This window comes from Spongiibacter sp. IMCC21906, assembly GCF_001010805.1.
GTDB lineage: Bacteria > Pseudomonadota > Gammaproteobacteria > Pseudomonadales > Spongiibacteraceae > Spongiibacter.
The window spans coordinates 1,399,397-1,412,313 of sequence record NZ_CP011477.1 but is presented as its reverse complement, the minus strand read 5'-3'; the positions used below and the strand labels follow the sequence as shown (position 1 = coordinate 1,412,313).

Genomic DNA, 12,917 nt, shown 5'->3' with positions numbered 1-12,917 from the left:
AGGAAGAACATCCCGCAACAAAAAAGGGCCCGAAGGCCCCATCAAAATCAGACTGAACAAGCCGTTTAAAGGCTAAGCACCTTTTCACCCCGGGCAATGCCCGATACCCCACTCCGCACCACTTCAATAATGGCGGTTTCGCCTACGGCTTCCAAAAAGGAATCCAGCTTATCAGCCGCGCCAGTGATTTGAATGGTGTAAACACTGGGGCCCACATCAACAATTTGGCCCCGGAAGATATCCGTGCAACGCTTGATCTCGGCACGCTGGGCACCGGTTGCCCGGACCTTAACCAACATCAGCTCACGCTCGATATGTGCACCTTCAGACAAATCCACCAATTTCACCACATCCACTAAGCGATTAAGGTGTTTGGTAATTTGCTCAATCTTATGATCGTCACCAATCGTAGTGAGGGTAAGACGCGACATCGTAACGTCTTCGGTCGGCGCCACATTGAGGGTTTCAATGTTATAGCCACGCTGAGAAAACAGACCGACAACCCGCGACAAGGCACCGGGTTCATTTTCCAACAAAACTGAAATTATACGTCTCATCAGGTCCGCTCCGTCTTGCTCAACCACATATCCCGCATGTTGCCGTTAGGCGCAACCAGCATGGGGTAAACATGCTCGTGGGGGTCAACGTGGATATCCATAAACACCAACTCATCTTTACGAGCAAAGGCTTCTGTCATCGCGTCTTCAAGGTCTGACAACTGAGTTACCTTAATACCCACGTGCTGATAAGCCTCAGTTAGCTTGATGAAATCCGGCAAGGAATCTTCATACACACTCTGGGAATAGCGTCCCTCGTACTGCATGTCTTGCCACTGTTTCACCATGCCCAAATAACCGTTGTAAAGATTAATAATCTTGATCGGAATCTTGTACTGGGCGCAGGTAGACAGCTCCTGAATATTCATCTGAATACTGCCTTCACCGGTGACACAGGCAACATCGGAATCAGGAAACGCCAACTTAGCACCCATTGCCGCAGGCAAACCAAAGCCCATGGTGCCTAAGCCTCCGGAATTGATCCAACGGCGAGGCTCATGAAAACGATAATACTGAGCCGCAAACATTTGGTGCTGACCTACATCTGAGGTGACATAGGCCTCGCCTTTGGTCACCTTGTACAGGGTTTCAATAACCTGTTGGGGCTTGATGTAAGGCGTATCCAGTTCGTAACGCGGCTTGGTCCAAAGACCGTGGGCATCGCGCCACTCTTCAATTTGATCCCACCACAGGCCTAGCGCTTTTTGGTCAGGAAGATTGTTTTCCTGTGCACGCAGCTCTGCCAACACAGCAATCAGATCCGTTAATACCGCATCTACCGGGCCAACAATCGGCACGTCGGCAGCGATGGTTTTAGAAATCGATGCAGGGTCGATATCGATATGGATAATTTTCGCGCCGGGACAAAACTTAGACGTGGTGTTGGTCACCCGGTCATCAAAACGGGCGCCCACAGCCAAAATCACATCACTGTGATGCATGGCATTATTGGCCTCGTAAAAGCCGTGCATACCCAGCATGCCCAAGAATTGACGATCATTGCCGGGGTAAGCGCCCAGTCCCATCAAGGTATTGGTAACCGGGAAGTTCAACGACTTGGCCAGCTCAGTCAGTTGCTTAGACGCATTGCCCTGCACCACACCTCCCCCGGCATAAATCACCGGACGCCGGGCAGCCAACAACAAGCTTGCCGCTTTTTTGATTTGACCAGAATGGCCTCGGGCAGCAGGCGTATACGACCGCATTTTAACTTTCTTGGGGTAGTGGTACTCAAACTTGTCATGGGGATTGGTTAAATCCTTGGGCAGGTCTACAACCACCGGACCAGGACGCCCCGTGCTAGCGATATAAAATGCTTTCTTGATGATTTCAGGAATTTCAGCCGTCGATTTGACTTGAAAGCTATGTTTCACAATAGGACGGGAAATCCCCATCATATCGGTTTCCTGAAAGGCATCTTCACCAATCAAGTGAGATGCCACTTGACCAGATAATACGACCATGGGAATGGAGTCCATGTAAGCCGTTGCTATACCCGTTATGGCGTTAGTCGCCCCAGGACCCGATGTCACTAACACCACCCCCGGCTTGCCGGTGGCACGAGCATAACCATCAGCTGCATGCGTCGCTGCCTGCTCGTGTCGAACCAGAATATGAGGCACCTTACACTTATTAAATAAGGCATCATAAATATGTAAAACCGCACCACCAGGATAGCCGAAGATGAATTCAACACCTTCGTCTTCCAAGGCACGCGCGATCATTTCGCCGCCGGATAACAACTCCACTGAAAGACCCTCATTCAGTCAAAAATGCAAAAATCTGTTTGTGTGCCGCAACAAAACGCTGGGACTAAACAAGATACGAAACACATTACCACCGAGCGGGCACGCTGCCAGGCTCGGGCGAAATGCCAAAAATGCCGATTAACGGCTTTTCTTTTGCCTCGCCGGATAAGCGAAGCGGGCAATCTCGCAACACAGGTCATGTGTTTGCAGAGTGAATGGAACTACAAAAAATTGTAGCAGCCCGGCGAGATGAGCCGAACTCTGTACGTGGCCGCAGGTAAGCGGCGCGGAACACAGCCATTGCTACCCTATCAGGGCAGACCGCGTATTTTTTAGCCTGACGCCTAAGATGTCAACCAGAAATGTAGGTAAATAGCATTACTGACGGCGAATCCCTTCAGAATCAGCCCGACTCTAACTTTACCTGGTCTGATACAATCAAATACAAACTTGCGGAACGATAGACAGCCACATGAAAACAATTATTCTGGTAAATGCACTTTTGCTACTAAGCTTGGGAATTTGCGCGACCGCACATGCTGGTAAACAAGGTTATTATCGCTGGCAGGATGAAGGGGGTGAGGTGCATTTTAGTCAACAACCGCCTCATGGCCAACGCTATGAATTTATTAGTACCGGTAGTAACACGCCTTACACTGCGCCAGAATTTGCCAATCAACAAAACGGCAATTCAAGCCCAACTGATTCCGACAAGCAACCAGAGAAAATGGAGATTCTCCCGCCAAAAGATCCCGCCATTTGCCAGAAGGCAAAACGGAACCTGCAATCGATGCAGGCCAATGCCCGAATCAGAGTAACCAATGCCGACGGCAGCAGTCAGCTACTCAGCCCCAAAGACATTGAGGTTCAGCGTGCCAGAGCGAAAGAAGCCGTTAAAATACACTGCGACTCTTAAGCGAGGTCGAGAAAAACACCGCTGATGCATTAGAGCCGGTTGACCGCCCAGAACAGTCCTGCCATCGCCGTTATCCCCAAGCTTCCGGGAACCAGCACACGCTGAAAAAACATCGTGTGCCGGATGGGGTATAGCAGCATTACTGCCATAATCACCAAGGCAATTTGCGCCGTTTCAATACCGATATTAAAGCTCGCCAACGCCAGTGGCGTGGAGGCACTTTGAGACAGCAACCCGGCCAACACGCCCGCAAAACCCAAGCCGTGAATTAAACCAAAACCCAGCGCAAGATAACGCTGAAAGCGTCGATGCGGCCAAAATGCTAACAAAGCCGCCAAGCTAATCGACAAGGCAATGGTCACTTCTACCGGCCCACTCGGCAGCACTAACCAGCCCAAGGTTGCCAGTACCAAGGTAATGCTGTGGGACAGGGTGAACATGGTGACAATCCAGCTCAATTCTTTCACTGCCGCCATCGGTGTTGATATCCCCTCCTTGTTGTTCAAAACAGGGAGCAACAGCACCAGCAAAAACAACAAATGGTCGTAACCTAGAAGGAGATGAATCACACCTTGATAAAAGAAATTGCTTATTGTTTGCCAAGCAGAGCCGTCAGTAACATCAAGGGATAAACGATGCTGACTGGGTGAGAGCACACCAATACTTTCACTCTCGCCATCGGCAAGACGGTACAAGGCCCGGTGTAAAGGGTCTCTGTCGAACAGCAATTGATAGTCTAAGGACAGCCCGCTTGACTCAGCAAAACAAGGCGAGCGAATCAGCCAACTGGCATAAGGCCCATCGCTATATTGAGTGATCCCCGCTAGCCGCATCGTGATGGGGCAATGTTTATCACGCCCCTGCTGCTGCACCTTCAAGCCTTGCTTAATATAACGTTTAAACGCCGTCTCGCTAGCCTGAAGCTCCGCCCAGCGCAGTGCACCGTCGCCGTCCAGGTCCATGTCTTGTAGACGCAGCATATCCCGCAGCGCCAAATCCAACCGCAGCTCCTGGTTATCACCATTAAAATACAAAAAACTATCACTGGCTTTATGGGCCCAGGCGCCATTAGATAGCAACGCAAACACAAGTACGGCAATCACTTTAATCAAGGCTGCTCTCCATGAACCTTGTTGCTGGCAGCGCTCAATAGTCTTTCATCCGGTAGCTCACGTTGATTCTGCCAATTTCGTTTTGCCATGCTCAAGGCGTTTTGTTCTTGGTTAGGCATCAGCAGTAGATACTGAGCGTAAGCCCGCTTGTGCAGCAGTTCACCCCGCCACTGGGCCTCATTAAAACGCTGGGTCAAATCCGCCAACAATAGTTCAGCATCGCCACTGGCCTTAAGTGCCGTCGCCCGGCAGACAGCCAAGGCATCAAGTTTCTCAAAGCCTTCACTCACCTTAAGCGCCGATTGAATATTTCCTCGTATTAACTGCAGCTCACAAAGTCGATCTCGGGCGTAGAGGTCATTCGCCTGCATCGTCATGGCCAGTCGCCACATCGCCTCTGCCTCAGCGTACATTGTTGCCCGCTCAGCAATATCGGCCAGCGTCGATACAGTCCAATGCTGGGCTTGCAGAGACTCCCCCAGCAATCGAGACGCTAAACTCCGCTTTAAATCAGTAAAGGCTGCCTTTGCTTCCTTCGGGCCTGCCTGCCCTGACGCGGCACGAAGATGAGCCTCACAGCTGGCGGCGTATAAATCTGCCGAGGCCGACAGTTTTTTGCAAGCGCGATCAGCATGGGCATAATCCCCCTGCACAAAGGCAATATTAAACTGCATCAATTGAGCTTGGCGATTGGCAGGTTCCTCGTTCAAAGCTGCTTGTAAATCCGTCGAAGCCTCATCAAATTGATGCAGGCTTTGATACATGGAGGCCCGGTACAAAAAGAATTCAACGTTCTGTTTCTCAGGACTGACCGTCAGCAACGCCCGCTGGGCATCACCCAGATAACGCGGGTCTGTCGTCTCGGAGAATCGCGCTAATGCCGCTTTCGCTCGCACTAACGGTGATTTAGTCGCTGTTGCTTCATCGTCAGCAGTGATCACATTATCAGGCACGGATATCAGCACCGCGTCAGCCTTTTCAGGAGACCACAACGGGGGTTGCGCCCAGCTCATTACCGGAAAACTGCATAGCAGTAACAAAAAAAGGCGCGACAGCCTTTTAGCAACACTGTCGCGCCTTTTTACGTGCTTCAACAACATCGGCAAATCAGTTCGCCAACGCAGAGGTTGCAGCAGCATCGTCGCCACCAGCCTCAATATCCAAGTCATTCACTTGGATAGGCTCGGCATTGGCATTTTGTGCTAATGCCCGGCTCAGCAACTCGCCAGATGTCGTGGCCTGGGGGTCTCCCCCGCCGCCACCGTTACCATTGTTGTTGTCATCATCGCCATCAAAACAGGCCGATAACAACAAGGTAGCAGCTACGGGTATCGCTAGCTTAAATAGCGTTTTCATAGATCCTCCTACCTTATAAGTTGGATGATACAGAAACAGCGGTAGCAGCTGACTCATTGGGCGACCCAGGAATTGGCGTAGCCAAATAGGGGAAGCTCACCGAGTAATCACTGTTATCTGGCAAAGCACCGTCGTTCACAACCGCACCACCATTGGCAACAGCCGGCGAATCGCCACTCAGGTCACAGGTCTGCAAATTGTTTTCGCCCAGTAATGCACCCTCAGCAACGGTTAAGGCAATATCAACCACATCGTCTGTTACCCGACGGCCATTGGGGAAACCAGCTAAGTCACAGCCCAAAAAGCCAAGATCGCTGTAGCCCTGTGAACCGGGGATAACAGGATCAATAGCTGTGTTTAAACGCAGCATCTCACCCGGTGTGGTCAGGTTTGCAGGCGCGGTAAATTTAAAATCAGCAGGGGTATCATTGGGGCCAGTGGTAACACCGGTCACAAATACGGCTAACAAGTCAGCCCGACCGCCTTCTGGCGCGGGAGCGGGCACACCAAACAACACTTCTACTAAGGCAGGGAGCGTTGGGTACAGCACATAGCTGCCAAAATTTTCTACATCATCTTTAGGCTCGCTGGCATTAAATTTGTCTTTATCCGTAATGCCAATAACCACTTCGTTCACCAAAGGATTACCCAAGCGCGAAACCTGTGTCCATGCTCCAGACTCGACAGCAGGGCCTTTGCCCATATCGTTATCCGTTGGACCAGCAGGGCTGGGGTTTAACACTCGACCCTGGGGCTTGCTGGCGGTTGTCCACGCGCCAATAACGGGATCGCTGCCATTGGTCAAACACTCTACCGGTAACTCCAACGCCAAGCTGGTGACGTTTTTATCGCCAATGGTATTGCTGCGCGAGTTCCGAGCACCCAATGGATTTAAACTAATTTGGTCAAAAACTTCACCCAAATTAACCACAAAGCCTTCGCGGCGCTGGCCTACAAACAATTTTGCGCCTGTAGCATTGCAACCTGGGACATCAATATTATAAGTAAATTGCTGGGCATAACCGGCGTAATCGGGAATGGTTTTTTCACCCATATTATCTACCGGCTTGGTAAAGGTAGAGGTGTTCCCACCCGCAGCGGTTATCGGTTGAGCAGAACCTGAGCGCCGGTCCCCAGTCACAACACTGACCGTGTAGTTTTCAACCACATTCAGTGCGCCCGGTGTGGTGTTGCTTCCCCCGCCGACTGCCGCCAGTGGCACTTGCACCCCGCCAGCACCCGTATCAACTTCACCGTTGGTGACAACACCCGGTATGTTGGCTTGGCCGTATTGATTGTTAAATCTGAACTGGAAGGTAAGGTCCTCTACAGCATCGCCATCATTATCGATATGGATTTCGTAGAGGGCATTGGGGTCCATGGTGAAATAGTTTGGACCGCCGTAAGCATCTTGGAGGGGCTGGTAGTTTGCGATCAGCGTGACAAAATCATCACGATTTTGCTCGTAGCTGCGGAACATATAAAAGTCTGTTCCGTCTACTTTGGGTGAGCCTGCAATAAAAGGCGCTTCCCGGTGGCTTGAGGCAAAGCTCATGCTGCTAAAGACACATAAGGTAATAGCGGACGAGAGGAGCACTCGCCCGGTTGCTGGCTTCTTCATAATCTTCCCCATAATTTTCCGCGGACGTTACTTGTTATTTCTGTTTCAGAGTTAGTGCTACGCCAAACACAGACCAACTGGATCAGGACACAGTCGCAAAAAAGAAAATAAAAAAAGCCCCCGGCAACACGCTCGGAGGCTTGGGTGGGAATACAAGAAGGGATTACTGCAAAGTCGACAACGCAAAAACGATCTTATCTCCGTTCAGCTTCGCTGAAATAACAGAACCAGCGACAAACTCCCCTTTCAAAATCGCCTGCGCAAGAGGGTTTTCAAACTGTTGTTGAATGGCTCGCTTCAATGGCCGAGCCCCGAACACCGGATCAAAGCCAACCTCAGCCAACCGTGCCATTGCCTCGTCACTCACATCCAAATGCATATCCTTATCCGCCAAGCGACGGTTAAGAATACCCAGCTGGATACCGGCAATATCTCTCACAGCCGATTTACCCAGCGGCTCAAAAACCACGAGCTCATCAACCCGGTTAATAAACTCGGGCCGGAAGTGACCTGAGACCACATCCAACACAGCCGAACGCACCTCGCTATAGTCTCTACCGGCCTTGGTCATATCCTGAATCACGTCGGAACCAAGATTCGAGGTCATGACTATGACAGTATTACGAAAATCCACCGTTCTGCCTTGGCCATCGGTTAGACGTCCGTCATCCAAAACCTGTAACAGAATATTAAACACTTCGGGATGAGCCTTCTCTACCTCATCCAACAGCAGTAACGAGTATGGGCGACGTCGTACGGCTTCTGTTAAGTAGCCACCCTCTTCATAGCCTACATAACCGGGAGGCGCACCAATCAAACGGGCAACGGAGTGCTTCTCCATAAACTCAGACATATCAATCCGCACCATGGCGTCTTCACTGTCATACAAGAATGTTGCCAAGGTCTTGCATAGCTCGGTTTTACCTACGCCAGTAGGGCCAAGAAACAAGAAAGAACCATTGGGACGATTGGGGTCACTGAGCCCCGCTCGACTACGGCGCACAGTATTGGAGACAGCCTCTACCGCTTCTGACTGACCAATTACCCGCTTATGAAGTTCATCTTCCATCCGCAAAAGTTTATCTTTCTCCCCTTCCAGCATTTTATTAATGGGGATACCGGTCCAGCGCGACACCACTTCTGCAACTTCTTCGTCTGAGACTTTGTTTCTCAGCAGTTGCATCTCCCCCTGCAGATCAGCAGCATCCGCCGACGCCAGACGCTTTTCCAAATCGGGAATCACGCCGTACTGCAGTTCTGACATTTTGCTTAAATCGCCAACACGCCGTGCCGCTTCGAGGTCCAGCTTAACGTGCTCCAGCTCACTTTTAATCTGGGCAGAACCATGCAGCGCCGCTTTCTCCGCTTTCCAGATTTCTTCCAGATCGGCAAACTCTTTCTCAACGAGGTGGATATCGCTGTTAAGTTTTGCCAACTGTTTTTTAGCGCCTTCGTCCTCATCTTTTTTGACGGCTTCACGCTGAATTTTCAGTTGAATCAAGCGACGCTCAAGCTTGTCCATGACCTCAGGTTTGGAATCAATTTCCATGCGAATGCGGCTGGCCGCCTCATCGATAAGATCTATCGCTTTATCGGGAAGTTGACGGTCAGTAATATAGCGCTGCGACAATCGGGTGGCCGCGATAATAGCCGCATCCGTAATGTCTACACCATGATGCACCTCATAGCGCTCTTTCAGCCCCCGCAATATCGCAATGGTGTCCTCCTCCGAAGGCTCATCTACCAAGACTTTTTGAAAGCGACGCTCGAGTGCGGCATCTTTTTCGATGAATTGGCGATACTCATTAAGCGTGGTCGCGCCAACGCAATGAAGCTCACCCCGAGCCAGGGCGGGTTTAAGCATATTGCCCGCATCCATCGCGCCTTCTGCCTTACCCGCGCCGACCATGGTATGCAGTTCATCAATAAATAAAATCACCCGACCTTCTTCCTTGGCCAGTTCATTGAGCACGGCTTTTAAGCGCTCTTCAAAATCGCCGCGGAATTTCGCACCGGCCAACAACGCCCCCAAGTCCAATGACAATACGCGCTTGTCTTTTAAACCTTCGGGCACTTCGCCATTAATAATACGTTGTGCCAAACCTTCGGCTATCGCGGTTTTACCCACTCCCGGTTCGCCAATTAGCACCGGATTGTTTTTGGTCCGACGCTGCAGCACTTGAATGGTGCGACGAATTTCATCATCGCGGCCAATTACGGGGTCGAGCTTGCCACTCTCCGCTCTTTCGGTCAGATCTATGGTGTATTTATTTAGCGCCTGACGGGATTCTTCCGCACCAGCGTCTTGCACCGTCTGCCCCCCACGCACTTTATCGATAGCGGCTTCAAGACGTTTGCGATCGACACCGGCCTGCTTAACGAGTTTTTCTAAGTCGCCGCCTTGTTCAAGCATGGCGAGCAGGATCAACTCGCTGGACACATAGCTGTCTTGGTGTTGCTGAGAAAGCTTGTCGGCGATATTAAACACCCGGCCCAAATTTTGAGACACATGCACATCGCCACTCGTGCCCTGCACCGTGGGTAGAGCGTCCAGTGCAGCAGTCAAACTTTGCTCTAAAACAGGAATATTGGCGCCAGCTTGTGAGAGCAATGGCTTAACGCTACCACCCTGCTGCTTAAGCATGGCCGCCAGCAAATGCTGTGGTTCAATATACTGATGGTCTTTGCCTACCGCCAAAGATTGTGCATCGGCAATTGCGGTCTGCAAGGAATTGGTAAAACGATCTAATCGCATTGGATACTCTCCCCATCTGCTACGGCGAGCACCAGAACACGGGGCTCGCCAATCTATAGCTATAAAATGGGGGCGAGTGCATTGCTTTCAAGAGTCACAGAGTGCAGATAAGCACAACTACATATTAATAACGGATATAAATAAGACTGGCCTGACGGCCACAGCGGCCATCACGACGAAAAGAAAAATAATGATCTTGTTGTTGATAGGTGCATTGCTGGCTCGCATCCACCCACGGCAAACCCAAGGCTTGCAGCTGGGCTACGGCAAGTCCAGGCAAGTCGGCATAAAAATGTGCTGAAGATTGGGAAGATTCTCGAAAGCCACGTTCAATTTCCTTATGACTCAGCTCGGCAAATTGCTCAAGGAAGGCGGTTCTTACCTCGGCCCCAACCTCAAAAAACCGCTGGGAAATCCCCGGTCCGACCCACGCCATAATCTCCGTTGGTGCCGCATTCATCGCTTCAACTGCACGGACCAATACACCTTGGCATAAGCCACGCCATCCGGCATGAGCGGCCGCCACTTCGCTGCCATCGCGGCTGCATAGCAAGACCGGCAGACAATCTGCCGTCATCACCGCGCAGGCCACACCATGGCGTTGCGTTATGGCTGCGTCTGCTCGGGCAATATGTTGATCCTGTTCATCTACCGTCACCACTGCCGTACCGTGTACCTGCTCCAACCACGCAATGCGACTCAAGTTTGGGCAATGATCAAGCAAACTCTGCCGATTGCGAGCAACAGCATCGGCATCGTCGCCAACATGGTCACCCAAATTAAAGCCTGCAAATACCCCCGCGCTTGCCCCAATACAGCCTTCGGGCGCAAGCCGACTGGTACTCAGTGCAACAATATTGTCTGGAGCAGGCCAATCAGGTGTCAGCAACACTAGCGTTTATCCTCCTCTGCCAATATGGCGAGTAAGGTTTTCATGTCCTCTGGCAGCGGCACTTCCCAGCTCAAGGTATCTCTATTAATGGGGTGTTCCAGCTCAAGCTTTCGGGCATGAAGCGCCTGACGGGGAAAACTCCGCAGGGTATTAATTAAGGTTTCGCTGGCACCTTTAGGGATGCGAGGACGCCCAGCATAAAGGGGGTCACCAATCAGCGGATAACGGATATGCGCCATATGGACCCGAATTTGATGGGTGCGCCCCGTTTCCAGAAAACAACGAATGTGGGTGTGATCGGTAAATTTTTTGGCTATACGGTAATGGGTAATGGCCTCTTTGCCGCCGTGCTGTAACACTGCCATTTTGGTTCGCTGGCGAGGATGTCGCCCAATGGGTTCTTCAACCCGACCACCACCGGTCATATTACCCAAGACCACGGCGTCATATTCGCGGTGCACATCTCGGGCCTGGAGTTGTTCAACCAAGTTGCTGTGGGCGCTGAGAGTCTTTGCCACCACCATTAAACCGGTCGTCTCCCGGTCCAGGCGATGAACAATTCCAGCCCGGGGAATCGTTTCCTGATCGGGGTTGTGATTGAGCAAGGCATTCAACAAAGTCCCAGCCGGGTTGCCTGCACCGGGGTGCACCACCAAACCAGCTGGCTTGTTAATTACCAGAATATGCTCATCTTCAAAGACAATATTCAGAGGAATATCTTCGGCCTGCCAGTTGCCTTCGGCCTTAAGAGTGGCTTTTAACACCAACTCATCGTCCACCAAAACCTTGTCTCTAGACCGGGCGCTGGTGCCATTGAGGGTTAACTCGCCGCTTTTGATCCACGTTTGCAGGCGCGACCGGGAGAACTCCGGGAACAAGTCACTGGCCGCCTGGTCAAATCGGGCGCCGCTTAGGGTCTGGGGGACAGTTTCCTGTCGCTGTATGATATCCGCCATAGGCTTCTTTATACCACTCCGTCGCTGTGGTTAAATAGCAGGCCCTCGCGGTTACGGGGATCAATTCCGCTATTTGGAAACAATAAATGAAAGCTGTGTTTAAAATCATCGCATTAATTACGCTGGGCGCTGTACTCGCCGGGTGTGCGGGTGAGCAGGATAAACCCGACAGTTCGGAGCGTGAGTTATACGAAACCGCGCAAGGCTACATCAAAAGCAAAAACTTTACACTTGCTGTGCAAAACCTTCAGCTGCTAGAAAGCCGGTTTCCCTTTGGTCCCTACGCAGATCAGGCCCAGCTGGAAATCATTTACGCCCACTACCGCAGTGGCGACAATGAGGCCGCAGTTGCCGCAGCAGACCGTTTTATTCGCCTGCATCCCCGCCATGGCAGCGTAGACTACGCCTATTATATGCGCGGCCTTGCCAACTATACCCGTGGCGAGGGCATTCTGGATCGTTTTATTCCCACCGATACCACCACCCGTGATCCCGGAGCAGCGACGGAATCCTTTGACGATTTTCGTCAACTGCTGCAGCGCTTTCCCAACAGCCCCTATGCAGATGACGCCCGAGCACGGATGATTCATCTTCGTAACCGCTTAGCCCGTTACGAAATCAATGTTGCCAACTACTACTTTAAGCGTAAGGCTTATTTGGCTGCCGCCAACCGTGGCCGCTACGTGGTAGAGAACATGCCCCAGACCAAAGCCGTGCCCGATGCCTTGGCAGTTATGGTTCAGGCTTACCTCTTATTGGGTATGAAAGATTTGGCAGACCAACCGCTAATGGTCTTACGTCAGAATTTTCCGGACCATCCCTCTTTGGACAAAAACGGCAACTTTGTCAGCCAAGTGGGTTTAGATGGCGAGCGCTCCATTATCAACCAAGCCACCATGGGTTTGTTGGATCGCTACGATCCACCCGAGTTCGATAACCGAGAAGACTAAAAGCGCTTCCACATAAAAAAACCGGCCGCATGAGCCGGTTTTTTTATGTCTGGC

11 protein-coding genes are annotated in these 12,917 nt (G+C 51.4%); 2 read left to right on the top strand and 9 right to left on the bottom strand.

Annotated features, from left to right (window positions below; all coding sequences use genetic code 11):
• Window positions 1-65: 65 nt before the first annotated feature.
• On the bottom strand, window positions 66-557 hold the full coding sequence (ilvN, locus tag IMCC21906_RS06440) for an acetolactate synthase small subunit (protein ID WP_047011479.1): 492 nt from the start codon (window positions 555-557) through the stop codon (window positions 66-68).
• Window positions 557-2,305: an acetolactate synthase 3 large subunit gene (locus tag IMCC21906_RS06435; RefSeq protein ID WP_047011478.1), complete on the bottom strand. Its 1,749-nt coding sequence runs from the start codon at window positions 2,303-2,305 to the stop codon at window positions 557-559. The genes ilvN and IMCC21906_RS06435 overlap by 1 nt, the downstream gene beginning before the upstream one ends.
• Window positions 2,306-2,777: 472 nt before the next feature.
• On the opposite strand from IMCC21906_RS06435, the gene IMCC21906_RS06430 reads away from it, so the two are divergent.
• Complete coding sequence (locus IMCC21906_RS06430) at window positions 2,778-3,221, top strand: DUF4124 domain-containing protein (protein WP_047011477.1); 444 nt, start codon at window positions 2,778-2,780, stop codon at window positions 3,219-3,221.
• A gap of 29 nt (window positions 3,222-3,250) precedes the next feature.
• On the opposite strand, the gene IMCC21906_RS06425 is transcribed toward IMCC21906_RS06430, so the two are convergent.
• From IMCC21906_RS06425 to rluD, 7 genes are all read right to left on the bottom strand, one after another.
• Entirely contained in the window at window positions 3,251-4,324 is a 1,074-nt protein-coding gene (locus tag IMCC21906_RS06425; RefSeq protein WP_231580346.1) for a HupE/UreJ family protein, read from the bottom strand.
• A gap of 5 nt (window positions 4,325-4,329) precedes the next feature.
• Window positions 4,330-5,346, bottom strand: a complete 1,017-nt coding sequence (locus tag IMCC21906_RS06420) for a lipopolysaccharide assembly protein LapB (protein ID WP_156166004.1) — start codon at window positions 5,344-5,346, stop codon at window positions 4,330-4,332.
• A 94-nt stretch (window positions 5,347-5,440) separates the two neighbouring features.
• On the bottom strand, window positions 5,441-5,689 hold the full coding sequence (locus IMCC21906_RS06415; RefSeq protein ID WP_047011474.1) for a hypothetical protein: 249 nt from the start codon (window positions 5,687-5,689) through the stop codon (window positions 5,441-5,443).
• A gap of 13 nt (window positions 5,690-5,702) precedes the next feature.
• On the bottom strand, window positions 5,703-7,310 hold the full coding sequence (locus IMCC21906_RS06410) for a DUF4331 domain-containing protein (RefSeq protein WP_231580330.1): 1,608 nt from the start codon (window positions 7,308-7,310) through the stop codon (window positions 5,703-5,705).
• A gap of 163 nt (window positions 7,311-7,473) precedes the next feature.
• A complete protein-coding gene (gene clpB, locus IMCC21906_RS06405; protein ID WP_047011472.1) occupies window positions 7,474-10,065 on the bottom strand; it encodes an ATP-dependent chaperone ClpB in 2,592 nt (863 codons plus the stop codon).
• 124 nt (window positions 10,066-10,189) lie between these two features.
• Window positions 10,190-10,957 (bottom strand): peptidoglycan editing factor PgeF, encoded by a 768-nt coding sequence (gene pgeF / locus IMCC21906_RS06400; protein ID WP_047011471.1) that lies wholly within the window; start codon window positions 10,955-10,957, stop codon window positions 10,190-10,192.
• Window positions 10,957-11,913, bottom strand: coding sequence for a 23S rRNA pseudouridine(1911/1915/1917) synthase RluD (rluD, locus tag IMCC21906_RS06395; RefSeq protein WP_047011470.1), 957 nt, complete (start codon window positions 11,911-11,913; stop codon window positions 10,957-10,959). Before rluD ends, pgeF begins: the two co-directional genes overlap by 1 nt.
• A gap of 86 nt (window positions 11,914-11,999) precedes the next feature.
• Between rluD and IMCC21906_RS06390 the strand changes: the two genes are divergently transcribed.
• A complete protein-coding gene (locus tag IMCC21906_RS06390; RefSeq protein WP_047011469.1) occupies window positions 12,000-12,863 on the top strand; it encodes an outer membrane protein assembly factor BamD in 864 nt (287 codons plus the stop codon).
• Window positions 12,864-12,917: the final 54 nt, after the last annotated feature.

Coding starts and splice junctions, on each gene's coding strand:
- ilvN (WP_047011479.1), bottom strand. CDS start 557: ATGAGACGTATAATTTCAGTTTTGTTGGAAAATGAACCCGGTGCCTTG.
- IMCC21906_RS06430 (WP_047011477.1), top strand. CDS start 2,778: ATGAAAACAATTATTCTGGTAAATGCACTTTTGCTACTAAGCTTGGGA.
- IMCC21906_RS06420 (WP_156166004.1), bottom strand. CDS start 5,346: ATGAGCTGGGCGCAACCCCCGTTGTGGTCTCCTGAAAAGGCTGACGCG.
- IMCC21906_RS06415 (WP_047011474.1), bottom strand. CDS start 5,689: ATGAAAACGCTATTTAAGCTAGCGATACCCGTAGCTGCTACCTTGTTG.
- IMCC21906_RS06410 (WP_231580330.1), bottom strand. CDS start 7,310: ATGAAGAAGCCAGCAACCGGGCGAGTGCTCCTCTCGTCCGCTATTACC.
- clpB (WP_047011472.1), bottom strand. CDS start 10,065: ATGCGATTAGATCGTTTTACCAATTCCTTGCAGACCGCAATTGCCGAT.
- rluD (WP_047011470.1), bottom strand. CDS start 11,913: ATGGCGGATATCATACAGCGACAGGAAACTGTCCCCCAGACCCTAAGC.
- IMCC21906_RS06390 (WP_047011469.1), top strand. CDS start 12,000: ATGAAAGCTGTGTTTAAAATCATCGCATTAATTACGCTGGGCGCTGTA.